The organism is Intestinimonas massiliensis (ex Afouda et al. 2020) (assembly GCF_900626285.1).
GTDB classification, from domain to species: domain Bacteria; phylum Bacillota; class Clostridia; order Oscillospirales; family Oscillospiraceae; genus Flavonifractor; species Flavonifractor massiliensis_A.
In genome coordinates, this window is the sequence record NZ_LR131148.1 from 257,145 (window position 1) to 279,142 (window position 21,998).

Below are 21,998 nucleotides of genomic sequence, written 5' to 3' on the forward strand. Positions count from 1 at the left end.
AACGGAAAAGGCGGAGCGGGGATGGGGGAGAGGTAAGGTGCGGAGAGTGAAATTCCAGGATCTGCTCCGCAGATCCTTCATGGGCTACATCTGTGTCATTATTGTCGCCATTCTGATCCTGATGGTGGGCGGACTGGCCATCAATTTCGCCACGGTAGTGGTGGGCGGCTGCCGGGAGAGCAACCAGAGCCTGGCGAAGCACCTGAGCGAGCAGTACGACGCCTATGAGGCCGGCCTGCGGGAGCTGTCCGGCCGGCCGGAAATCCAGGACGCGCTGCTGGACAAGAACGAAGCCAGCCGGACGGCGGCCAACCAGCAGCTCTACCAGTTTGTCAATGAGCAGGAGTTCAAGGCCTACTTCATGCTGATGGACGGGGAGGGAACACCGGTCTGCTCCAACTTCAACGGGTGGAATCAGGAGAGCTTTGCCGGCGCTGCACTGATTTCCGGCATGCTGGAGCGGCTGGACAAGGCCCCGGAGGAGCCGCTGTGCTTTATCTGCGACGTGCCGCTGACCAGTGAGCAGACATGCAGCTACTCCTTCTGCCGGAGCGTGCGGGGGCCGGACGGCAGCGGGATCGGGTATCTGTTTTTCAACCTGCGTGCGGAGGCCTTCCACAGGCAGTTCCGCACGGTGCCCCAGGAGGTACTCCTGACCGACCGGTATGACAATATCGTCTATACCACCCTGGACCTGGAGGACGACCCGGCGGAAAAGCTGCCGCCCAGCAAATACGCGCTGGGGGTGAGCAGCGACGGGATCCAGGAGATCAGCGGGGAGTACTACTATATCGCCACCTCCACCGTCACCCCGCAGGGATTGCGGCTCTACACCCTCACCTCCCTGGCGTTCCACATCCAGACCTTGTGGTACGGGTTCTTTCTGTTCCTCTTTCTGCTGCTGATCCTGGCCGCCATTGTGGCGCTGCTGACCCGGACGTTTGCCCGGCAGAACGCCCGGGAACTGGGGGAGCTGACCCGGGCGGTGGAGGAGCTGGACCGGAGCAGCGAACTCTATGAGCTGTCCCCCCAGTGCTCGGAGGAATCACAGCAGCTCTATGCCGAGTTCCGGCGCATCACCCTCCACCTGCGGGAGCTGATCCGCTGCAACAACGAGCTGCAGGACCGGCGGCGGCAGATGGAGATCAAGCAGCTGGAGGAGCAGTTCAACCCCCATTTCGTGTTCAACGTGATGGAGATGGTGCGCTATCAGATCCGGGAGGATCCGGAGGCCGCCTCGGAAATGCTGCTGTCCTTTGCCAACCTGATGCGGTACAGCATCAACTACGGCCATACGAAGGTGTCCCTGGAGACTGATGTGGAGTATGTCAACGACTATCTGCTGCTGCAGAAGGTCAGGTACAACAACTGCCTGCGCTATGAGTTCCTCATCCCCGATCAGCTCCTGGAGTGCCAGGTGCCCAAGCTTCTGCTCCAGCCCGTGATTGAGAACAGCATCAAGCACGGCTATCAGCAGGGGAAGATCCTGGAGATCGTGGTCCAGGTGGAGCGGGTGGGCAATGACCTGCGCTTTGTGGTGCGGGACAACGGCCGGGGGATCGACGCGGACCGTTTGGCCGCCATCCGGGAGAGCTTCACCATGGAGCTCAACAGTGAGTATATCAAGCATATCGGCCTTTACAACATCCAAAAGGTGGTGGAGCTGATGTATGGTCCGGACTACGGCCTCACCATAGAAAGCACGCTGGACGTGGGGACCACGGTGACCCTGACCATGCCGTATGAAGTGGAGATGGAACCATGCTGAAGGTCTTATTGGTGGAAGATGAAAACCTGATCCGGCGCGGCCTGCAGTTCCAGATGGACTGGACAGAGGTGGGCTGTGTGGTGGCGGGTGACGCGGCCACCGGAAAAGAGGGACTGGCCCAGATCAAGGCCCTTAAGCCGGACATCGTTATTACGGATATCCGCATGCCCGATATGGATGGGCTGGAAATGCTGTCCGCCGGCCGGGGCGAGTGCGAGTTTGAGGCCATCATCATCACAGGCTACAGCGAGTTCGACTATGCCAAGCAGGCCATCCATCTGGGAGTTTCGGAATATCTGCTGAAGCCGGTGGACCTGAACGAGCTGAAGTCCTGCCTCCAGCAGATCGTGCGCCGGAGGCAGGAGGGCCGGGCGGCGGACGCGCCGCCGATCCAGCTGGCCCCTGATCTGGAGCCAGCCGCTATGGGCAACAAATATGCTGCGGCGATGCTCCAATATATCCAGGAGCACTATGCCGAACGCATCTCACTCACGGATCTCAGCCAGTCGCTGAACATCTCCTGTACCCACCTGAACGCCAAATTCAAGGCGGAGACCGGCTATACCTTTCATGATTTTCTGAATTATTACCGCATCAGCAAGGCGGTAGAGCTCCAGAAGCAGGGTACATATAAGCTGTATGAGGTAGCGGAGCTGGTGGGTTTCTCCGACTACAAATATTTCAATAAGGTCTATAAACGGTATGTGGGCTATGCCCCCAATAAGATTTTTCCCGCCAGAAAATAGGCTGAGGCCGAACGGTTTGACGCAGAGAAACAGAAAAGGCGTCTGTGCTGGTACAGGCACCTTTTCTGTTTGCGCTGTGCGGTAAAAATAAAAAATAAAAAAAGAGAAAAAAGTGTTGACAAGGAGAAAAACGAGTGATAAAATAAAACGCGTCGTCCGGAAGAAAACAAAATACTTGGGGGTATAGCTCAGCTGGGAGCCCGATACAAACGTGTACCAGCACCCCACACAAAACTGAATAAGAAATACCCAGCGCATCCTCTTATATGGGGGTATAGCTCAGCTGGGAGAGCGCTTGAATGGCATTCAAGAGGTCAGCGGTTCGATCCCGCTTATCTCCACCATAGGATGCGCTGGGTATTCTTAGATAACTTGTCTTGCTTTAAGGCAAGTTTTTTCTTTTGCCTATTCCTTGCCGGGAATGGGCTTTTGTTTTATGCGGCGATTTCCACAATGTCCAGCCCCAGGCTAAACTGTGCAAAGTCAATGTTGAAATCAATGTGCAGCTTGTAGTCCCGATAGACCTCCACCCGACGGATCAGGCAGTTGACGATCATTTTCTTCGCCTCCAGGCTGGCCGTGTCGTAAAGATCTGCCCAGGAGATCACATTGTCGTACTGCTCCTCCAGGGAGTGCAGAACAGTTTGCCCTTTCTCATAGGCGGCCTGGGCGTCATCAAACTGCTTTTGCAGTTCAGCGCATTTGGCCTCGGCCTCGGACACCATAGAGCTCAGCAGGTCTTTGGAAAAGGCGCTTTCCCCTCGCAGGGCCTTGATGACTTCCGCTTTGAGCATATCCAGTTCATCGGCTGCCTTGCTGTAATCTGCCCGGACGGAGCGGAGCAGATTTTTTCGCTCCTCCATCTTTTCCCGATAGCGGGCGTTGACAATCTCACTTTTGGGGATCGCTTTCATGCGCTCAAAGATTTGCCGCACCAGCTTATCAATAATCCCGTCCAGGATATGTGCCGTGTAGCCCGTCTGCCCGTCACAGTCGGTCTGCTTGCGGGTTTTGCCATAGCAGATGTACCGCACCCGCTTGATCACCCGGTGGGGATCATCCTTGCAGGGGTACGCCTTGCCGCTGGTGGTGAGGTTGAGTCGGGCCCCACAATGGCCGCAGTACACATTCCCGGACAAGAGCGACTGGCCTGCGATGTTGCGGGGAACGGTGCGTTCCGTTTCATTGGCCCGGTTGGTACGAATGCGCTGGGCTGCCTCAAACAGTTCCGGCTCAATGATTTGCAGGTGGGGCAGCACCGGGGAGCGGCTTTCCCCGCTGCGGAGTACGCCGGTATAGGTCAGGTTACAGAGGATGCCCCGGATGGTGGCATGGTGCCACATCTTGCCGCTCCGGGCCCGGTAGCCCAGTTTGTTTAAGTAGGTGGCGATCCGCTGGGCTCCGTAGCCCTCATGCACATACTTGTCAAAGACAATACGGACAACAGCGGCCTCGGTTTCATTGAGCGCCAGCTCGTAAACCTCATGCTTGCGCTTATTCACGCGCCCGCTTTTCACAAGGTCATAGCCATAGGGGGCGACTCCGCCCTTAAAGCCTCCATCCTCCACAAGCTGTCCCAGGGCGGTTTTGGTGCGGATGGAGGTTTTTTCGCTTTCACCGTCCGCTTGCCAGAACCGGATGTAGTTGGTGAGTTTGTCGGTGTGGTTGTCAAACCGCTGCTCACCCTCCTGGGTGCTCCAAACCCGGACGCCGTTCTTGACGAACCATTCCACCACAAAGGGCGTTTCGTCCGCGATCCGCCCGATGCGGTCAAACATGAACACCAGCAGAATATCAAACTTGCCCTGCCGGGCCCGTTCCTTGATGATTTGCAGCTTGTCCCGGTTTTCCGCCCGTACCTTGTGGCCGGAAACGCCGTCCTCTTGTTCCTCGTGAACAATCGTCCAGCCCATTTTCTCACAAAAGGCGTGGCAGGCTTTCCGCTGCATGGGAATGTCGGCTTGGTTCTTATCGTTGTGATCCACCTGCTTATCGGTAGACACCCGGTATAAACAATCAACGCGAGTGCCAATTATCATTTGATTTTCCATATATAAGCCATCCTTTCAAATGTCATTTTGGCAGGTGAAAAGAGGCTTTTTGTACGCAGGATTTTTGAACTTGTCAAGGTGCATAGAGACTACCCCCACCATTATTATCCCTCTGTTCCGAGGTTTTGACAAGGATGACTCCGGGCCGGGTGGATGAGGTCTGCGCCACAAAGGACGAGAGCAAAATCTGCTTGACCTGCCCAATGGCCGCTGTGTTTCGTGACTCCGCAAAGGTGGCGGATATTTCAAACCCATCAATGGCAAAAACAGCATTTGCCTTTGGCATATACGGCCTCCTCTCTCATGGACGGACTGACATAAACAAACTCCCCCTTGTCCCGTGGGGCAAGGAACAGGGCCAGCACCGCTTCTGATGCTGGCCCTGTTCCTTACCTAACTTCTGGACAAAGTGTCCAGAAGTCAGTAAGGGCTTTCCTCAAAGTGCTGCTGGGCCTCTTCCAGACTGCGGATGTCGAAAACCTCATAGAGCTCCGCCACCACGCGCCGGATGTCGTTGGGAGAAAACCCGCAGTTCTCCATCGCGTAGATGACATAGCCACGGCAGGCATTGTTGCTCCACGGCTGGGACAGCATAGCAGCCAACATAGGATCATAGTCCATTCTGTTATCCCTCACTTTCATAAATGGCGGGGAGCGCCGCGCTCATTTTCTTGCCCCGTCATAAGACAGCCATACTCGGCAGCGACGCTCTCCCACAAAGGGTGCGGCGGCCTGTGGCCCCCGCACCTCCTTTGCGGAGAGAAAATCTCCTCTCACATACCACCAGAAAAAGAGGGGTGAATGGAGATGGTAACTCAGAAATTTTCCTGCAAATATTTTTTCATGCGCTCAATCCCGCATTTCACGGAGCAGCGGACGGCGCTCTTGTCCACGCCCTCCTCGCGGGCGATCTGACGGCAGCTCTTTCCAAGGATCAAGTGAGCGTCCACCCGGCGGCCCTGGATCTCCGGCAGGGAATTGAGGGCGTTCCACAGCCGGAAGAACAGCTCCTTGCGATCCATGAGCTCCTGGGGGCTGGGCTCGTGCAGGCAGGCGGAGTATTCGATCCCATCGTCACAGTCCAGGGAATAATAAGCCTTGTTGTAGCGCACCCGTTCCGCATGGGCGGCCTCGCGCCGCTTGCTGGCCATGAGTTCCTCGGCTACCTCGTCAGGCACCTCCACCAGTTCGTCCGATAAGTACCAATAATAAAAATCTTTCAGATTGATCGTTGTCATAGCTTGTCCTCCATTTTGTTTCGGTTGATGGGTTGAGCGGAAACAAAATGGGGAGCTGGCGGGGAGCGGCACCCAGGAGAGCCGATCTGTACCTCTGGACAAAGTGTCCAGAAGCAGGACAAACAAAATGCGCCTGCGCGACACAAGGCCACACAAGCGCATGAAATGACAAATTTATTTATGTACTGCCAAATTTCGCATCCGCCGCCAGACTGATCCTGCTGTGCGGGTGGGCTTTTTTTGACAGGTTAGGGGGATGGAAAAGGAAAAAGGACACGGCGATACCTCCTGGACACCGCCGTATCCTTAAAAAAGGGCGACTTTAACACACCCCCCGTATTCTCATTTTTTGAAAAGAAAACGGCGGCTTGAAATTGTTATTTCAAAACCGCCTGCTTTCGGTTTGCAGCCATACTCAAAATAGCAGCGGTTTAGTTTTTCCGCTTAGCCAGCAATCGTACAGCGCAATCAGTTGTCAAAAAGAAAGAGCCGATAACCGCATTTTGATCTGCGTGTTATCGGCTCTGCGTCTGTGCGTCTGGCTCTTTGATAACTGTGGTATTCAGATGTTTTACATTGATTAAAGTCTCTTGTCTACACTTAGGACAGAACAGCGGAAAATATTTTAGTTCTGTATCCCCACGAATTTTCAGCCTTGTCTTATTTCCGCAAACAGGGCAGCGCAACCATTCTGAAATCACATTTTCCATATCAGTTATGCTCCCTCTCGTAATACTGATTTTGGGGGAGTGTCTTTGTGAGAATAAAAGAATAAGCAATAGTAATTGCAAACAGTACCAACTGGAAGATGATACGCTTTTCTATCGTCAATCCTACCACGTTTGCAAAAACACTTGTGATATTAATTGCGGAGTGGGTAATCATACAAGGGAACAAACTACCGCCACGATAATAAAGAATGACAAACAGAAAACCAATCGCAATCGCCCCTGTAACTTGAAATATGTTTTCTACTATTTCCGCACCACTGCCATTCACCAAGTTTAGTAAATGTCCCAAACCAAATGTAACACTTGAAATGATAATCGCCGTTTTTACATTGTCTTTTGCTATCGCTTTGAAAAGCAGTCCTCTAAAAATCACTTCTTCTAAAAACCCAACACAAAACATACAGGCAATATAGCAGACGGTTCCTGTCAAGTTCAAATTAAATGCCGCTCCGTTCCACAAATTTCTTGTGGCTAAAATTATCAATGGAATATAGAACAGAAAGCGGCTGGCGGGTATGGGAGATTTACAAAGCCCATATCGTTTCAGCAAGTTATTTTTCCTAATAAATGCCAAGAGGACAACAGACTGTAAGATACAGAAAATAGCACTTGCAGAATATTCAATCCCTATTTTTTCATTTAGTGGATTGGCTAAAGATTGCAGAACACAATAAATCACAATCCATACGATTGTAAAGGTCAGCTCGCTTTTTTCATATAGCGTTCTCATTTCGTATCCTCCTGTGCCGCTAATACCGCACCAGTATAAGCTCGCTCTATATGCGTCCTTATGAGTTCTTCATCATACTCTAATGAATTGTTTGCAATAATGCTTGCATAGCCATGAGCAAATAAAAAAACTGTCAAAAAGATTTCTTTTACTTGCTCTATGCTTCCTCCGACTGCTCCTTGCATTGCCAAAAGAACAGGCATAAGTTCTTCGGCATCTATTATTTCAAGTAATGTCCTTCCATTAAAAAAGTTTGATTGAAAAAGGAAGCGAAACAAATGCGGTTCTTCAACTGCAAAATGGATATAGTTCAATCCAATTCCAAGCATAACACCTTCTTGCGGGCTTTTAATATTCATCAGGTATTCAGAATGATAGCCGTCTGCTTTTGCATAAGCAGCTTCTTTCAATTCCTCTATCGTTGCAAAGTGATACATAACGGGCTGAGTAGAGCAGTTTAGTTTTTTTGCGACTGTCCTTGCGTTAATATTTTCTGCACCCACTTCACGAGCAACCTCAAAGGCAGCGTCAATGACCATTTCTTTTGTAATCTTTGCTCTTGGCGGCACGCTTTGTCCCTCCTATAATTGATGTTATATAACATTAATTATATATCAATTTGTAGGAATGTCAATACCTTGATTGGAGATTGGAAATTTCTCAAAAGCACCAACTATGGGAAGAAATATCGGCATAACTTGACAAGTTAAATGTCATGTTTACTTGAAACGAAATTAAATAGTCAGTAGTATGAAATACACCATCGTTCAAATAATAATACCTGAAATGTAAAATTACATTAGGTGATATTATGAAGTTTAAACGAGATGAACGCCGCTTTGATTTTCACGATATAGGGCTTGCCATTAAGCGGGCGCGGGAGGCCGCTGGGATGACGCAGGAGCAACTGGCCTATATTGTTGACCGGGCTCCGCGCACCATCATGTATAACGAGAATGACGGCCAGCACCCCAGCCTCAACACCTTTTATCAGATGGTGACAATGTTCGATATATCGGTAGATCAATATTTCTATCCGTCCAAGAATAGAGGGAGCGAGTGCAGAAAGCGGATTGACGCCATGCTCAACGCCCTGGACGAAAAAGAACTGAAAATTGTAGAAGCCACCATCCAAGCGATGAAAGCGGCCAAGGAAACGGAGGATGCGTAAAGAGAAACACGCGCCTCCGTTTTTTCGCGCCACTTCGGGGGTTGCACGTTTCGGCAAGCAATTCGGGTGTGGCCACACTCCGAAATTTTCACAGGCCGCAGGCCCGTGAAAATGCTTGTTGGGGAGCTCCCCAAACCCGCTGAACTTCTGGACACTTTGTCCAGAAGTCCCGGCGCAAGCGCCTGTTGTCGGCGGCCCGGAGCTAACGCTCCTGGGCCTTATTTTTTTGCTCGTCCGCGTGGCCGAGCAGGTGATCGATATTCGCCTTGACTGCCACGGCCTGCCGCATATCCGCCTGGGCCTTGCGGTATTCCGCATAGAGGGCCTTTTTCTTTTCAGAGAGCTCCCGGTGCTGCTTTTTCAGCGTGTCCATTTTGGGGAGCTTTGCCCCGCCCAAAAGCTCACTCATAGCCGCCTTTGCCGCCCGGTAGTCGGCCAGCTCCGCCTCGTGCTGGGCCAGATATTTTCTGCTATACCGGGCCGCCTTGTAGCCGTCAAACACGGGCCGCGTCTTTGCGTACTGCACCACCGCGCCCATGAGCTCGGAGGTTTTGACAAGGGCGGCCTCCGTGTCCCGCAGCTCCCCGGCCAGCTTGTGAGCCCGATCCACCGCCGCCTCGGTGCTGGATGCCAGCGCCGCATAGTCCATAAGATCGTGTTCACGGAGATACAGGAGCGCGGCGGCCATCTGCTTTATGTTATAGACTTTGGCCCACCGCTCATAGGCCGGGCCCTTGCCCTGGGCCATGCGTTCTTGAATGTCGATGATCAGATTGACGCGCCGGGCCGGGGCCGGGCTGTCCTGGGGAAGCTCCGGGATGGGCCGCTCCCCGGCAATCGCCGCCCGGATGTCATGGGGATCGAAACCGGGGCCCAGGGTGGATGCCCGCAGACGGGTGTACTTATCCTGCCCAGGGGCCAGGAACGAGATCGCGCCACCCCGACCATGCTTTACTTGAAAGCCGGACTCCTCCATGAGCCGCAGAAACGCCGGGAAGTCAGCGGGCTTTTGCTCCAGAGCCGCCACGATCCCCAGCCGCACCCGCTGCTGGGCCGAGGGCGGCTTTTCCCCAATCCATTGTCCATAGTGGAGAAAGCGACCCTTGCTGTGCTGCTTCGGATTTTGAATAACAGACAGCTCGTGCTCAATGCACACCCGGTCAGAGAGCCGCCGCACCGCAAAGCTGGAGCCGATGAAGTTATGGAATTTCCGGGAACAGTCCTGGGAGGTGGAGTTGTAATAAATGTGATTGTGAATGTGGCCCTTGTCAATGTGGGTGCAGACGAAGAACTGATACTTGCCCTTTGTCCAGCGCATGGCTGTTTCATAGCCGATTTTGTTTGCCTCCTCCGGCGTGACCTCGCCGGGTGGGAACGCCTGCCGGATCTGAAAGAACAGGGCCCCGCGCTCCACGGCCCGGCCCGTTTCCGCCTGGTACTGGCTTTTCAGCAGCAGGAACTCAGCGGGGGCGGATGCAGGATCACAGAGATAGGCAGACACAGCCCCCAGCTTTTTCGGATTGAGCCCATAAGCAAACCGCTCCTCCATCGTCTGGATGGCCGTTTTCCCAGCCGCTACCTTGTAGGGCCGGATGTAGGTTGTAGCGATAGTCGCACCTCCTTTCCCAGCAGAAAAAACGGGCGGCGGTCTGTTCCACCCGCCGCCCGGAACGTCTGGACAAAGTGTCCAGAAGTATCAGCTTGCCATAAAGTCCATCGCCGCATACTTCACACCATACAGGCGCTCCACCAGCCAGCCGCCCAGGGCCGGGAGCCCAAAGGGAGAAACCAGGAACGCCAGCACGAACATGGCGATGCAGCCTGTGGTCTGCCCGGCCAGCAGGCAAAGGATCGCCAGCAGGGACAGGCCCACACACGCCACAACGCACACAGCGCCCGCCACGCAGGACAGGAACGAGAGCACCGCCACGGCGAGGATCAGGGCCAGAATAAAGGGAGCCGCGATAATTTTTAAGATCGTCCGCATGGTTCATACCTCCTACAAAAGTTTGATATTTGCCTCTATATGTATATTATAACTCCGTAAGAGGAGCCCAACAAGGATGCCTCAGCTATCCCCACCTCTGGACAAAGTGTCCAGAAGTCGAGATAGCCGGGGAACGGCGTAGGGCCGCTCCCCGGCAGGTCAGAGCCGCACAATGGCGGAGAGCTTTTCCAGAAGATCGGACAGGGGCCGCCACAGCTTTTCATAGTCCCGCTGCAACGCCTTGATTTCCTCCGGGTAGATACCGCCATAGGTGTTTGCCTGGATCGCCACCTGGTTTAAGTTGTTGGAGCACCGCCGCTGGAGCGACACCAGCTCCTGGACAGGTGACAGATCAACATGGAGCACATAGCCATTGAGAGCCATTTTCCGCATATAGGCCCCCATATTACGGATGCCCGCCTCGGCCATACGCTCCTGGATCAGCGCCAGCTCCTCCTCGGACACCATCACATGAAGATGGATGGGGCGGCGGCGTTTCTTTGTCACCGCTCCTCCCGTTCCAGGCTCCGGCTGGTGCGGGGCGGCTCCTTTACTTTGTCCAGCGCCTTGTCACGCTCTGGGGGCAGCGCGGGGATCGGCGTACCGAACACCCCGCAAAGCCGCTTCACTTCCAGATCGGCAAAATCCTGTTCATGCTTCTTGTCCATAATCGTCCTCCTATCTGTCGTGAACAGGTCCAGTAAAAACGGACAGTGACAAAAGACCCCCTGATGTAGGAAAATAGACTACATCAGGGGGTCTTGTCATGGGAAAACGAAATTACACACACGTTCAAGTGCTGCTGCCTGAAATCAAGGCAATGATAGCAGAGGGGAAAACCCAGCGGGAAGTTGCAGAATACTACGGCTTTCAGGATAAGCAGGTGGTAAAAAGGCTGCTTAAGCGTGAGCGAAGAAAAGAACGCAAATTGGAAGCCGGCATTCTCCCGCGGCCCAAAGGACGGCCGAGGAAAGGCGCCGCACCAAGAGACATTGTGTCAGAGCAGGCCTATGAAATCCAGCGGCTTCGTATGGAGAATAAGCTGCTGCGGGATTTTCTGTGCTTCACAGGAAGGAGGTGAGGGCAAGGGTAAAATACCATGTCATATATCGTCACAGAACTGAGTATCCAGTGGCAGTCATGTGTAAATTCTTTGGAGTATCCAGAAGCGGCTACTACGCCTTTGTCCATCGCCTGGGCAGACCAGAAAAGGATGCCACTCTTGCGGAAATGATTGCACGGCAGCGGGAACGCACCTTGCGTACCTACGGGTACCGGCGGATGTGGATATGGCTGAAAAGTCAAAATATTTTCTGTAATCCCAAAACTGTGCTGCGAATTATGAAAAAGTACGATCTGCTGTCTGAAATCCGCCGCCGCAGGAAATGGCAGCAAATGGGGCAGCAGGTTCACAGGTACAAAAATCTGCTCAACCGGCAGTTTTATGCGGACAAGCCCAACAGCAAATGGGTAACGGACATCTCCTATATCCACACCAACCAGGGCGTACTGTACCTGTCCATGATCCGGGACCTCTATGACAATAGCATTGTGGCCTACAAAACCGGGACAGAACAAACTGTGAATCTGGTTCTGGACACGATTCGTCTGGCCATGAAGCGAGAGAAAAAGAGGGTCGCTGCAGAGTTGCAGCTCCACAGCGACCAGGGTGCTCAGTACGCCTCACAAGCATATTTTGAGCTGACTCAAACATACGGCATTACGCCGTCTATGTCAAGATGCGGAAACCCTTATGACAATGCCATGGCAGAGAATTTCTTCTCTATCCTCAAAACAGAATGTATTTACCGACACAAACCCGTCTCTTTCTCTGAGGCTAACGAGATGATTGACCGTTACATCCAGTTTTACAACCATGAGCGCATCCAGTTGAAAACTGGAGAGGCGCCGCTTGCGCGACGCCTCTCCGCCTAAAACTCAATCTTTCCTACCAGGGCTCTTTTTTGTACTGTCTGCACAAGTTGGGGCAGTTCAGTCGCCCCGGTCAGGGGCTTTCTTTTTGGGTGCGTCCGGGGCCCGCTGCTCCTGGGCTTCCCGTTGGGCTGCTTTCAGTTGTTCGGCAATCGGGGGCTGGTGTTTGGCCTCCTTATGAGCCCGCGCCGCCTCCTGGCGTTCAATGCTGTGGACACGAACGGCCAGTTGCTCCGGGGTGATGTATTCTTTCACCACATAACTGCCGAAGTCAGGGTAAAACCATGTCAGCCGCTTCTGATCCGGGACATGGTGGGCATCCTCCCATTTCCCCACCACCTGGGCCTGGGCATCCATCTGCCGCCGGATGTCCAGATTTTCACGGGAGGGCCGGAGCTCATAATTCTGCATTTCCCGCTCTGTCAGGGGATGGGCATAGATGATGGCTCCCCACGCCTGAAACGCCTCGCCCATCACTTGCTGGCGGGTAAAGTACAAATCCATGTGGACAGGGCGGTTAAAGTAGCTGTTCGGGTAAGTGCCGATGTCAATAGGCCGCTGGGTGGAGTAGTATTTGTAGGTTTCCTTGTCCGGGGCCTGCTCTACTTCAAACACATGATAGCGCCGCTGATAGTCCTCGGCCCGGTTGTGCAAATCCCGTTCCGCCATGTCCGGCTCGTTGTGGTAGTGGCCCCAAAAGAAGTCCCGGTGTCCGTCCTGCTCGTTGAATTGCCATGTCACATAGGGGTTAGGGGCCTTGGGGTTTTCGCCCAGCACAAAGCCGCATTTGTTATCAAACAGGATCGTGCGGCGGATCACATAGCCTTGATTTTCTTCCAGAATAACACCTCCTTGATGTTGACAGCATCCGGGCCAAACAGGGGCAGGCCGTAGAAACATACGGCCTGCCCCAAAAGCGGCCCCGAAAAGCCTTGTAATCAGCGGGTTTCGAGGGCCTAATTGTCAACGCCCCAGCCCCGCTTTTTCCGCATATATTCCCGCTGTTGGCGGCGGTGGGCTTTCTTTGCACAGGCCGCCGAGCAGTAAGCCTGCCGCCGATCCGGGGCAACGGGCCCGCCGCAGATAGGGCAAATCTTAAAATCCGGCCTGGGCCCCTCGGTCAAGAGGGCGACCTCCAGCGCCGGTTCGAGGGGCAGCACCGCCTCCCGAAAGTAGCGGCACAGCGCCCCCGTCCAGCATTTCCCCAGCATATAGCACTCACAGTCCAGGGGCAGGCAGCCGTACTCCTTGTCATAGTTGGCACACCATTTTGTCACCAGGGCGCGGATCGCCCGTTTTTCCTCGCGTGTCAGTTCACTGGCCAAGCCGTCACCTCCCGCCAGCCGGGGCCCGCATAAGCTCCCGGTAGCAGGACACGCAGCCGATCCCGCGCCAGTAGGGACACCCGGAGCACCGGGAGCCCCTGGGCGGCTTTGCCGGGGCTGGAGCCTGGGGGCGGGGCTTCTGCTGCATCATCTTTTCATAGGGGCTGTTGGTAAACCTCATTTGTCCGCCTCCTCTCCGTCATCGTCCTCCTCGTCCCAGGGCGGGCCGTCATCGTCCTCGTCCCCGTAGCCGTCCGGCTCGTCATAGTCCGTGAGCTCGTCGCCGTAGTCCTCCTGGGGCGCGGCGGCTTTCTGCTGTTTGGGGCGCAGCACCTTGAAATAGAACGCCGCTCCGCCGCCCACCAGGGCCACGGCCAGCACCGCCAGGAGCATCCCTGTGTTGCTACCCGTTTCCGGCTCGGCCTCCTCCGGGGCGGGCTCCTGGGTTTCCGTGGGCTCCGGCTCCGGCTCAACGCCCACGCACTTACTCATATTGACAGAGCAGACGGCGCAATCCGTATTGACGGCCCCCGCCTCGCATTTTTCAGAGCAGGAGCACACCGCCTGTTCCACGCCAGCGGCCTCCGCCGCAGCCAGCAGATCAGCCTCATCCACAACGCTGAAAAAGTAGGTTTCGTACTGTTCGCCCTCTTCGTCCACGGGCTTGTCATAGTCAATGACGATATAGAACATATTGCCGCCGCTGGTCTGGACGGTAATAAACTGCTTGTTGGTGTGCTCGTCATAGAGCAGATCGCGGGTCACAAGGTTGCCCTCTTCGGAAAAGCCCTCGCCGGGCTCAATGGTGGGCTCCGGGGCGGGAGTTTCCTCCGTCATGGTGGGATCGCCGTAGTCCGCGCCCTCGCCGCCGTCCGCGTAGGCATACGCCGGGACGCTAAAGCCGCATAAAAGAACGACGGCGCAGAGCGCCGCCGCCATCACCCGAAAGCGTTTCATCTTCAATTTTCCTCCTTTCCGCCGTCCTCGGACTTCTGGACACTTTGTCCAGAGGTGCCGCTGTCCCGGAGCCGCTGGAGCACCAGGGGCAGCTCCTCCAGGGAAACGCTCATGCCCCGCACGATGTCCACGATCTCCTCGTTTTCCGCCTCCCGGTGCTTTTGCTCCAGCTCTTTCAGCCGGGCCTGCTGTTCACTGATTTTGGCCTTGACCTTATCAATCTCGGCCTGGATTTTTTGGCTTTTGCTTGCCGCCATAGAGTACCTCCTTGTCAGGGTAAACGCCCGTAGGCGTAGAAATGAGATTGCCAGTAGCTTGTATTCAGGTTTGCATATTGGATGGGATCGCCACAATGGATCATCATCCCGTCCCCCACATAGATGCCACAATGGGACACGCCCGCCGTGTCATAGGTGCCGACAAAGAACACCAGATCGCCGGGGCGGGGTGCGCTGGTGGGGGTGCAGATGTTATAGAGCCCCTGGGCTCCCAGGCGACCCACATTCCAGCCAGAGTGATTGATCACCCAGGACACAAAGCCGGAGCAATCAAAGGACGTGGCCGGAGAGCTGCCGCCCCACACATAGGGATAGCCCAGGTATTTCTCCGCCTCTTCCAAAATGGCCGCAAAAGTTTCATCGTCCAGATATTCCTCCGGCACGTCATAGTCAGCGGGCGGGTTTGTGATGTATTTCCCCACATAGGCTGACTCCGGGAACAGATCGGGCCTGTTCCCCAGGGTGGACATATAGAGGGAATAGCGGGCCATTTGTTCCTCTCCCATCATTTCCAGGGGCAGATGGGAAAGGTTTTTGTTTTCCAGCGTGACATAACAGATGTACCAGGAGTAGGGATCGCCGTCGCTGTCGTACCGGGTTTCCCGCACCACGCGCTCCGTCAGGATATATCAAAGCCGTTGGCGGTATCAAGGTTGTCATTTGCCGCAATAAAGCGTACATGGTACTCGTCAAAGGTGCGCTTCAAAAGCCCCACTTCGACAACATCACGGCCAATCCTGCTTTGGTCTTTGATAATGACCGTAGCCACATTTCCCGCCCGGATTTCTTCCAGCATAGCGTCCAGCCCCGGACGCTTGAAAGTCGTTCCCCGCACTCCGTCATCGGTGAAGTGCCGGATATTCGTAAAGCCGTTCTTTTGGGCGTAGTCCTCCAAAATGCGCTTTTGGTTTTCTATCGACACGCTTTCCCCGGCTCGTTCATCGTCATGGGAAAGACGCTCGTACAGGGCTGTGATTTTTCCCTTGTCCGGCTGTTTCTTCATGGGGTGTAACCTCCTTTCTTGAGGGTGCGCGCTCCCTTTATCCTTATTGTAAATTACCATTCGGATCGACGCACACATAAGAGCTGTGCGCCTGGAGCAGCTGGGGCGTGAGCCAGAAACGGGTTTTGCCGGAGCCGGACGAGCCGATGATACAGGCGTTGAGGTTGCGGGCGTTGGCGGGATTTTTTGGCCGGGTGTTCATAGTGAGAAACTCCGTCTTTGTTAAAATGACGTTGTTCTCAAACTTTGGATCGACAAAGGGCTTAATGTCTTTTTCGGTGCCCCAGCGGGCCGACCCGTATTCCTCATCCCGTCGAAATTTCTTTGCGTTCTTGCTTTTGAAGTAGATCAGCAGGCGAAAGCCCACCGCGCCCACAATGCCTATGAGCCAGTCAAAGGGGGCCAGCCCCGGCGCAAAGTCAGCAAATGCCGGGCCGATGCTCTGCCCCAGGCCCATGAGCTTGTGAGCAAAGTCTGCTCCGGGAGCCAGGCGGTAGGCCGTCCCCAGCTTTAGGCAGGCCCACAGAATAAACAGGTACGGGATATTAGGTATCACATACTTTTTGACGCTATCTGTCCTCATGCACCGCCTCCCTTGCACGTTCTCTCTTGTGGGACGGCTGGCAGGCCAGTTCAGCGGCAGCCCGTTTGAGCTGTTCCCGGATGGGAACACGCTGGGACTTGGAACGCTTCAACACGCGCCGGGAATATTCCGAAAAGCAAGCGGTGATGGCGTCGGCCTGCCCGCTCTTGAAAAATAAAAGGTATTTGTCCGGCCCGGTCTTATAAAAGGCATAGTCCACATTCCAGCGCCGGGCCACCCGGTCAAAGTCCTTTGGGGACTCCACCTCGATGCTGTTCGTGGCGGCCCCGTGGCCCATGAGCTGACGCACCGTCTGTTTTCCGTGGGGTGTCTGGCGGGCCCGGTACGTTTTCTTGATCTTCCGGCCCACCGCCAGACACGCCTGGGCCAGCACCCGGCCCGTGAGCTTTGTTGCCTTGATCGAAACTGCTATGGTACGTCTGGAAACGTCCTCGTCAATCAGCCGTATCCCTCCTTTCCATGAAAAAAGCACCTCTGGACAAAGTGTCCAGAAGTGCCGTTATCGTTCCTCGTGTTCCTTTGCGGCAATCTTCCGATAGCCCTCCAGGGAGGAACCGTCAATAATTTCTTTGTAGGCCGCCATCTGCTCCCGCACCGTGAGCTGCGGAAAGGCAAAGACTTTGTGCTCGGCGGGAATATCCTCGATCCCGTGGTAGTGCTCGATGAATTGACCGCCGTTGTTCAAAACATAGCCGCCAGGGGCAAAGTGGCCGTCCTCTTCAAGCCGAATATCCCGCCCGTATGCCTCATAGTCAAAATAATTCAGCAGGTGCTCCGGCACGTCAATGGCCTCCATGTCCTCCACATAGATGCGGCCCAGGGTTTCATCGTCCTCGACACCAGGATAAAACTCGTAGCAATCCAGGTTTTGCACCAGATTGATGAGATCGGCCACGCTGGAAGTATGTTCGCCGCTGTCAATGACGGCCTCAAATTTCTCCAGCTCACCTTGATCCAGTTCGGAGAGCAGGCAGGCCAGATAATTGAGCTCGTCCAGGTTTTCATATTCCGTGAGATAGTCATAGAGCCCCAGCACATCACCATCAAAGCTGGTAATGAAAAATTCCTCATAACGTACCCCGTCCACACCGATCCGCTTCAAAAGGGCCTGTACTTCTTCGGTAGTTGTGGGGAATTTCAGCGTTTCGCCAACCAGCTCACCCTCGTTGTACTTTCCCAGGTTGGTGATGTAGGCTTCAAACAGGGACGCCATCAGCACCGCCCCTGGCCCTTGACGGTCAGGATGCCCTCAAGGGTAGTCGCGGTGATCCCCAGGCGCTGGGCCACGGCAATATCATTTTTCATGGCCTCGGTCACGGAATGGCCGCACACCACCAGCACACGGGAACGCCGGAGCAGATCGCGGCCCATGTCGATGCCGTTCTTGTGCTCCTCCGGCACCGCGTCATTGAGGAACAACGGCAGATAGAGCATAGGGCAGATGGGGGAATAGCCCGCATCGTAGACCACGCGGCAGTAATGCGCCGCCTGCTCCATATCCACCGCAGGATCACCGCGCCACGCAGCGGTGATATAAGCAAGGGATCGTTTCATTATCACACCTCCGATATTTATATAGGTAGTTCAACCCTATCCCCCCCGCCCTTTCCCATTCATGGGAAAGGGGGCGGCTCTGGAGGATATACCCCCGCCGCCTTGCCGGAAATAGCACAGCCGGGCCAGGCCGTCAAGGGCAAGCCGCCGCAAACGGCGGGCGTTCCGCCCCTTGACGGCCCGTTCCCGGCTGCGCTGCAAAATATCCGGCGACGGGGGATATATCACCACAGAGCCCATCCCCGGCGCGGGGAGTTCACCTCTGGACAAAGTGTCCAGAAGCGGGGCCCGATTACTTCTCCAAGTCCTTTTTCCTGTCCGGCTGTGCCAGTTCGGGCGGCTGTTTCTCTTTCCACTCGTCCAGCAGCGCCATGATCTGCTCTTTCATTTTGGCAGGAGTGACCTCCTTGCCGAAATACTTAGACAGCTCAGCAGTCGAAATAATCACACCGCGATCCTCCTTTTTTTCTTCACTCAAAATGCCGTCAATCACATCGCCGTTGAGCTTGCCCTCCTTGTCCAGCTCGTGGAGCCGCTTCGCCTGGGCCACCGAGGGGGAGGACTGCTCCCCGTCAATGGAAACGGCAATCAGCCGCTGGTTTTCCGGCCTGATATACGAGATCTCCACCGCAGGCATAAAGCCCATCTGCTTTGTGTCCACCTTATCCAGAAGCTCCGGCACCAGGGAGTTGAGCCGGATATACCGCATGACCTTTTTATAGTTCATGTCGTGTTCCTTGCCCACAATCTCCACCGAGAGCTTACCCAGGGCCTCCGCCTCTTTCTCATTCTTCGGGCGGGCCCCCTGGCGTTTGATAGCCTCCACCTCCAAATCCAGCAGCTTTGCCAGTTCGCTGGGGAGAGGATCGCCCCGCTGCTTGTTGCTATTCCGCATTTCCCGGACAGCTTCAAGATCGGTCATCTCACGGACGATACAGGGCATTTCCTCCAGCCCGGCCCGTGTACCGCCATGATGGCGGCGGTGGCCCGCGATAATCTCATAGCCCTTGCCGTCTTTTTCCGGGCGGACGGTGGCGGGGGTCATAATGCCGTGTTCCTTGATCGTCCCCACCAGATCGTCCATCGCCTTATCGTCCTGCACCTTGTAGGGGTGCTCCCGAAACGTGTGGAACGGATGAAGCTCCGCCATTTTCAGATAGACGATTTTTACCTCTTCCACCGGGCGGGGCGGCACGTCAGGCGTGGGCGGCAGATTGATCTCCGGCGGCGGGACTGCCGCCTCCTTGACGGGAGCGGCCTTGCCCGGCTTTACCGCCTTAGCGGATTTAGTCACAGGCGCACCGCCGGAGCCCGTTTCCTTGCTCTTGTCAGCTTTCTTACCTCTGGACACTTTGTCCAGAACAGAGGGCGGGGCCTCCTCACGGGCCGCCTTGTCAACCTTAGAGGGGTGGCCTGTGCGGAGCTCCGCCGCTTTCTCCTTTTTCCCCGCAGACACCGCAGCCTGCTCTTTCGGGGGACGGCCCCGGCGCTTTTTCGGCTGATCCGCCTCCGGCGCTTTCTTTTCCGGGGCGGTAGTAGAAGCCTCCTTGCCGCCCTTATCAGCGGCCTGGATGTCCGAGAGGTTGATCACCTTGCCGGACGGGGCGGGTGTATCTTCGCCCATGCCGGGAAGAACAGTCCGCTGTGTGTGCTTGTCGGCAGACGGTGGATCGGGCTCCACATGATCGGGAGCCGCTTTATCTTCACCAGAAACAGCAGGAGCATTATTTTCCTCCAGCGGTGGCAGATTACCCTGGCCGGGCGGGGATAGAGTTTCCGGGGTCTTATTCTCCTCCGGGCCCATGTTCACTTTTTCATCGGCCATTTGCTAACCTCCTTTTTGATGGAATGAAAAAAGGCCAGACCTCCCGGCCCGGCCAGCAAAAATAATTCCTCCTTTCATTTTCAATTTGAAATTAGCACCACTCCTTTCCAAAAAGCAGCATTTTGTGTAGGCTTGATTGCTTTTTTGTTGTTTATGCCTTTGTAAAAGAACCTGACCTCCTTTGTGATGCATAAAAAGCTAGTCCAATGGCTGACCTGCGAACAAATACATCCTCTCGACCAACTTGTTGTTGAATATTGGAGAAATATGGTGTAAACTGACTATGTATCAATTTGAATTAATAATGCGGTGACCATATGAAGGATATACTAAATAAAGTATACAAAAGGTTCCCTTTCATGGATTCCGTAGTCTCTTTACTTTTTGGTGCAATAATAAGTTATTTATTTCAATGCCTTGTTGATACCTGGAGAAGTGGCGGAACTGCAAGTCAAAAAGCAGTGATATGCCTTGTTTTTCTTGTGACACTAGGTATAATGTCAGGGTATTATAGGCTATTTTATTCATCTGCCAAGAGGAGATCTATTCTTGAAAAAGAAAGAGAAAAAAGCGAAATCCAACGACTAAAGAGCGAGAGAGAAATGATTTCCAGTTTATATAAGCAGGGAACAAAAGCTATGGAAAAAGAAGATCTCTCCATAATTGAAAAGGCAGAAATTGTTAAACAGATTAATACAGTCATAAAGGACAACAAAAGAAGCGATTAACAAGTGAGGTGCGTTTATGAATTCATATACTTGTTTTGTAATCTCTCCTATTGGAAAGCCAGATAGTGATGTTCGCAATGATGCGGATGAAGTTTTGGATTATTTAATCATACCAGCTCTTCGTAATTGCGGCTTCTCTCCTGAAAATATTATTAGAGCTGACAAGTTGTATAGTCCCGGTAGTATCAATTCTGATATCATTACTTTGATAAAATCATCTGATTTGTGTATTATTGATGTAACGGGTTTAAACCCAAATGTAATGTATGAATGTGGAATGCGTCACGGAAATGGTAAACCATATATTATGATGACACGTTTTGGACAGAATTTGCCATTTGATATTTCTGGTTTGAGAACAATTCAGTATGATTTATCTTCATTAAAAAAAGCGAAAGAATCACAAGATATTTTGGAACGATTTGTAAATGGAATAATTGAGACCGGCTTTGCGCGCGACGAAGGTACCGACAGTATTAGTTCAATGGCTGAGACGCTTCGTTCAATTGAGCAAAAAATTAATTTCTTAATGAATAATTACCAATCTATTGGAACAGATAAGGTTTCATTAAGTAATGAAATGTCGGACATTCTATCTAGATTGTCGCCTATTCAAGCGTTTAATTATGCATTAGCAAACCGTGATATATCTTTGGCTGAAAATTTACTACCTAGGATTGAAAAACAAGTCCCTAAAGATTATTACATAGATCATGCAGTTGCACAAGTGGCGGCTATGGGGTCAAGTCTTGCAGCAAAATATCTGATGGATAATTGGCAATACATTGCTAAAATATTGGACAAGAACCAGCAGTATGAGTGCGTTGGGGCTCTTGTCACGTATTTTAATAAAACAAATTCTGAAGAAGAAAATTTACATTTTTTTGATAATTGCATTGAAGCAATACTAAAGAATAAACCTGATAAAAAAGTACAAGCGGGATTATATAACCAGAGAAATAGAATGTACTATGGGGCATATGTTTCAACTGGGCGAGTGAAAAAAGAATATTACGATGAAGCTTTGAATGCAATACAAGAAGCAATCAAAATTGATTCTAGTGAACCGTCTTTCTATTTTAATTATGCGACAATTATTCAGGATAAAGATTTAGGAAAAGCAGTTTCTTTAATGGAAAAATGCATTGAAATGAATGATAAAGAAGATGATGATCATTTGGCTTTAGCATATAAACTGTTCAGAAAAGCCAATAATTCTAAAGCTACTTCCGTTCTTGAAAGACTTGAAAAGGCAAATCCTTATTTAGCTTTTATGGTAAAAAGAGATGATGAAGAGTAATTGTATTTGACGCTATGTATCTGCAAGTCGGTTTTTAATAGCACCTAATATTTACGTACAAAAAGCACTC

At 53.1% G+C, this 21,998-nt stretch carries 28 protein-coding genes, 1 tRNA gene and 2 pseudogenes; 8 read left to right on the forward strand and 23 right to left on the reverse strand.

Annotation, left to right across the window (positions count from 1 at the left end):
• Positions 1–37 precede the first annotated feature (37 nt).
• From E0E41_RS17150 to E0E41_RS17160, 3 genes are all read left to right on the forward strand, one after another.
• On the forward strand, positions 38–1,768 hold the full coding sequence (locus tag E0E41_RS17150) for a sensor histidine kinase (protein WP_130871109.1): 1,731 nt from the start codon (positions 38–40) through the stop codon (positions 1,766–1,768).
• Positions 1,762–2,514 carry a response regulator transcription factor gene (locus E0E41_RS17155; protein WP_130871110.1) on the forward strand — a complete coding sequence of 251 codons (753 nt, stop codon included), beginning with the start codon at positions 1,762–1,764 and terminating at the stop codon, positions 2,512–2,514. The genes E0E41_RS17150 and E0E41_RS17155 overlap by 7 nt, the downstream gene beginning before the upstream one ends.
• A gap of 268 nt (positions 2,515–2,782) precedes the next feature.
• A tRNA-Ala gene (locus E0E41_RS17160) sits at positions 2,783–2,858 on the forward strand.
• Positions 2,859–2,948: 90 nt separating this feature from the next.
• Here E0E41_RS17160 and E0E41_RS17165 read toward each other — a convergent pair.
• The 7 genes from E0E41_RS17165 to E0E41_RS17195 all read right to left on the reverse strand — a co-directional run bounded on the left by E0E41_RS17165 (position 2,949) and on the right by E0E41_RS17195 (position 7,833).
• Positions 2,949–4,565 carry a recombinase family protein gene (locus tag E0E41_RS17165; protein WP_207303258.1) on the reverse strand — a complete coding sequence of 539 codons (1,617 nt, stop codon included), beginning with the start codon at positions 4,563–4,565 and terminating at the stop codon, positions 2,949–2,951.
• A gap of 73 nt (positions 4,566–4,638) precedes the next feature.
• A complete protein-coding gene (locus tag E0E41_RS17170; RefSeq protein ID WP_130871111.1) occupies positions 4,639–4,851 on the reverse strand; it encodes a hypothetical protein in 213 nt (70 codons plus the stop codon).
• 134 nt (positions 4,852–4,985) lie between these two features.
• Positions 4,986–5,186 (reverse strand): hypothetical protein, encoded by a 201-nt coding sequence (locus E0E41_RS17175; protein ID WP_130871112.1) that lies wholly within the window; start codon positions 5,184–5,186, stop codon positions 4,986–4,988.
• 194 nt (positions 5,187–5,380) lie between these two features.
• Complete coding sequence (locus tag E0E41_RS17180) at positions 5,381–5,803, reverse strand: sigma-70 family RNA polymerase sigma factor (RefSeq protein ID WP_130871113.1); 423 nt, start codon at positions 5,801–5,803, stop codon at positions 5,381–5,383.
• Positions 5,804–6,318: 515 nt separating this feature from the next.
• Positions 6,319–6,513 carry a cysteine-rich KTR domain-containing protein gene (locus tag E0E41_RS17185; RefSeq protein WP_087168412.1) on the reverse strand — a complete coding sequence of 65 codons (195 nt, stop codon included), beginning with the start codon at positions 6,511–6,513 and terminating at the stop codon, positions 6,319–6,321.
• 1 nt (position 6,514) lies between these two features.
• Entirely contained in the window at positions 6,515–7,264 is a 750-nt protein-coding gene (locus E0E41_RS17190; protein WP_130871114.1) for a CPBP family intramembrane glutamic endopeptidase, read from the reverse strand.
• On the reverse strand, positions 7,261–7,833 hold the full coding sequence (locus E0E41_RS17195) for a TetR/AcrR family transcriptional regulator (protein WP_125116603.1): 573 nt from the start codon (positions 7,831–7,833) through the stop codon (positions 7,261–7,263). Before E0E41_RS17195 ends, E0E41_RS17190 begins: the two co-directional genes overlap by 4 nt.
• 242 nt (positions 7,834–8,075) lie before the next feature.
• Between E0E41_RS17195 and E0E41_RS17200 the strand changes: the two genes are divergently transcribed.
• Positions 8,076–8,435, forward strand: coding sequence for a helix-turn-helix transcriptional regulator (locus tag E0E41_RS17200; RefSeq protein ID WP_130871115.1), 360 nt, complete (start codon positions 8,076–8,078; stop codon positions 8,433–8,435).
• Positions 8,436–8,637: 202 nt separating this feature from the next.
• Here the strand turns inward: E0E41_RS17200 and E0E41_RS17205 are convergent, their stop codons facing one another.
• The 4 genes from E0E41_RS17205 to E0E41_RS18625 all read right to left on the reverse strand — a co-directional run bounded on the left by E0E41_RS17205 (position 8,638) and on the right by E0E41_RS18625 (position 11,090).
• A complete protein-coding gene (locus tag E0E41_RS17205) occupies positions 8,638–9,984 on the reverse strand; it encodes a relaxase/mobilization nuclease domain-containing protein (protein WP_130871116.1) in 1,347 nt (448 codons plus the stop codon).
• A gap of 147 nt (positions 9,985–10,131) precedes the next feature.
• Entirely contained in the window at positions 10,132–10,422 is a 291-nt protein-coding gene (locus E0E41_RS17210; protein WP_058966430.1) for a CD1845 family protein, read from the reverse strand.
• Between the two features lie 159 nt (positions 10,423–10,581).
• On the reverse strand, positions 10,582–10,929 hold the full coding sequence (locus E0E41_RS17215) for a plasmid mobilization protein (RefSeq protein WP_040647923.1): 348 nt from the start codon (positions 10,927–10,929) through the stop codon (positions 10,582–10,584).
• Complete coding sequence (locus E0E41_RS18625) at positions 10,926–11,090, reverse strand: hypothetical protein (RefSeq protein WP_021659247.1); 165 nt, start codon at positions 11,088–11,090, stop codon at positions 10,926–10,928. Before E0E41_RS18625 ends, E0E41_RS17215 begins: the two co-directional genes overlap by 4 nt.
• A 98-nt stretch (positions 11,091–11,188) precedes the next feature.
• Between E0E41_RS18625 and E0E41_RS17220 the strand changes: the two genes are divergently transcribed.
• Both E0E41_RS17220 and E0E41_RS17225 read left to right on the forward strand, forming a co-directional pair.
• Complete coding sequence (locus E0E41_RS17220) at positions 11,189–11,503, forward strand: imidazolonepropionase (RefSeq protein WP_130868367.1); 315 nt, start codon at positions 11,189–11,191, stop codon at positions 11,501–11,503.
• Between the two features lie 50 nt (positions 11,504–11,553).
• On the forward strand, positions 11,554–12,357 hold the full coding sequence (locus E0E41_RS17225; RefSeq protein WP_242623864.1) for an IS3 family transposase: 804 nt from the start codon (positions 11,554–11,556) through the stop codon (positions 12,355–12,357).
• A 57-nt stretch (positions 12,358–12,414) separates the two neighbouring features.
• Here E0E41_RS17225 and E0E41_RS17230 read toward each other — a convergent pair whose 3' ends face one another.
• From E0E41_RS17230 to E0E41_RS17280, 12 genes and pseudogenes are all read right to left on the reverse strand, one after another.
• Positions 12,415–13,173, reverse strand: a complete 759-nt coding sequence (locus tag E0E41_RS17230; protein ID WP_130871118.1) for a hypothetical protein — start codon at positions 13,171–13,173, stop codon at positions 12,415–12,417.
• Positions 13,174–13,310: 137 nt separating this feature from the next.
• On the reverse strand, positions 13,311–13,679 hold the full coding sequence (locus E0E41_RS17235) for a cysteine-rich VLP domain-containing protein (protein WP_130871119.1): 369 nt from the start codon (positions 13,677–13,679) through the stop codon (positions 13,311–13,313).
• 4 nt (positions 13,680–13,683) lie between these two features.
• Positions 13,684–13,860 carry a hypothetical protein gene (locus E0E41_RS18630; RefSeq protein ID WP_007491259.1) on the reverse strand — a complete coding sequence of 59 codons (177 nt, stop codon included), beginning with the start codon at positions 13,858–13,860 and terminating at the stop codon, positions 13,684–13,686.
• Positions 13,857–14,636 (reverse strand): DUF4366 domain-containing protein, encoded by a 780-nt coding sequence (locus E0E41_RS17240; protein WP_130871120.1) that lies wholly within the window; start codon positions 14,634–14,636, stop codon positions 13,857–13,859. Before E0E41_RS17240 ends, E0E41_RS18630 begins: the two co-directional genes overlap by 4 nt.
• Positions 14,637–14,638: 2 nt before the next feature.
• A complete protein-coding gene (locus E0E41_RS17245; protein WP_006575043.1) occupies positions 14,639–14,893 on the reverse strand; it encodes a DUF4315 family protein in 255 nt (84 codons plus the stop codon).
• 14 nt (positions 14,894–14,907) lie between these two features.
• Positions 14,908–15,543 (reverse strand): annotated as a pseudogene (locus E0E41_RS17250) (C40 family peptidase); the annotation flags it as partial.
• Positions 15,534–15,995, reverse strand: coding sequence for a recombinase family protein (locus E0E41_RS19315; protein ID WP_438819473.1), 462 nt, complete (start codon positions 15,993–15,995; stop codon positions 15,534–15,536). The pseudogene E0E41_RS17250 and the gene E0E41_RS19315, both read right to left, overlap by 10 nt.
• Positions 15,967–16,500 (reverse strand): annotated as a pseudogene (locus E0E41_RS19320) (VirD4-like conjugal transfer protein, CD1115 family); the annotation flags it as partial. The gene E0E41_RS19315 and the pseudogene E0E41_RS19320, both read right to left, overlap by 29 nt.
• On the reverse strand, positions 16,487–16,993 hold the full coding sequence (locus E0E41_RS17265) for a PcfB family protein (RefSeq protein ID WP_130871121.1): 507 nt from the start codon (positions 16,991–16,993) through the stop codon (positions 16,487–16,489). The pseudogene E0E41_RS19320 and the gene E0E41_RS17265, both read right to left, overlap by 14 nt.
• Positions 16,994–17,020: 27 nt before the next feature.
• Positions 17,021–17,734: an antirestriction protein ArdA gene (locus tag E0E41_RS17270; protein WP_130871122.1), complete on the reverse strand. Its 714-nt coding sequence runs from the start codon at positions 17,732–17,734 to the stop codon at positions 17,021–17,023.
• A complete protein-coding gene (locus E0E41_RS17275; RefSeq protein WP_050618702.1) occupies positions 17,734–18,075 on the reverse strand; it encodes a DUF7768 domain-containing protein in 342 nt (113 codons plus the stop codon). Before E0E41_RS17275 ends, E0E41_RS17270 begins: the two co-directional genes overlap by 1 nt.
• Before the next feature lie 292 nt (positions 18,076–18,367).
• Positions 18,368–19,900 (reverse strand): ParB/RepB/Spo0J family partition protein, encoded by a 1,533-nt coding sequence (locus E0E41_RS17280; protein WP_130871123.1) that lies wholly within the window; start codon positions 19,898–19,900, stop codon positions 18,368–18,370.
• 317 nt (positions 19,901–20,217) lie between these two features.
• Between E0E41_RS17280 and E0E41_RS17285 the strand changes: the two genes are divergently transcribed.
• Positions 20,218–20,628: a hypothetical protein gene (locus tag E0E41_RS17285; protein WP_130871124.1), complete on the forward strand. Its 411-nt coding sequence runs from the start codon at positions 20,218–20,220 to the stop codon at positions 20,626–20,628.
• Between the two features lie 16 nt (positions 20,629–20,644).
• Positions 20,645–21,928 carry a hypothetical protein gene (locus E0E41_RS17290; RefSeq protein WP_130871125.1) on the forward strand — a complete coding sequence of 428 codons (1,284 nt, stop codon included), beginning with the start codon at positions 20,645–20,647 and terminating at the stop codon, positions 21,926–21,928.
• Positions 21,929–21,998: the final 70 nt, after the last annotated feature.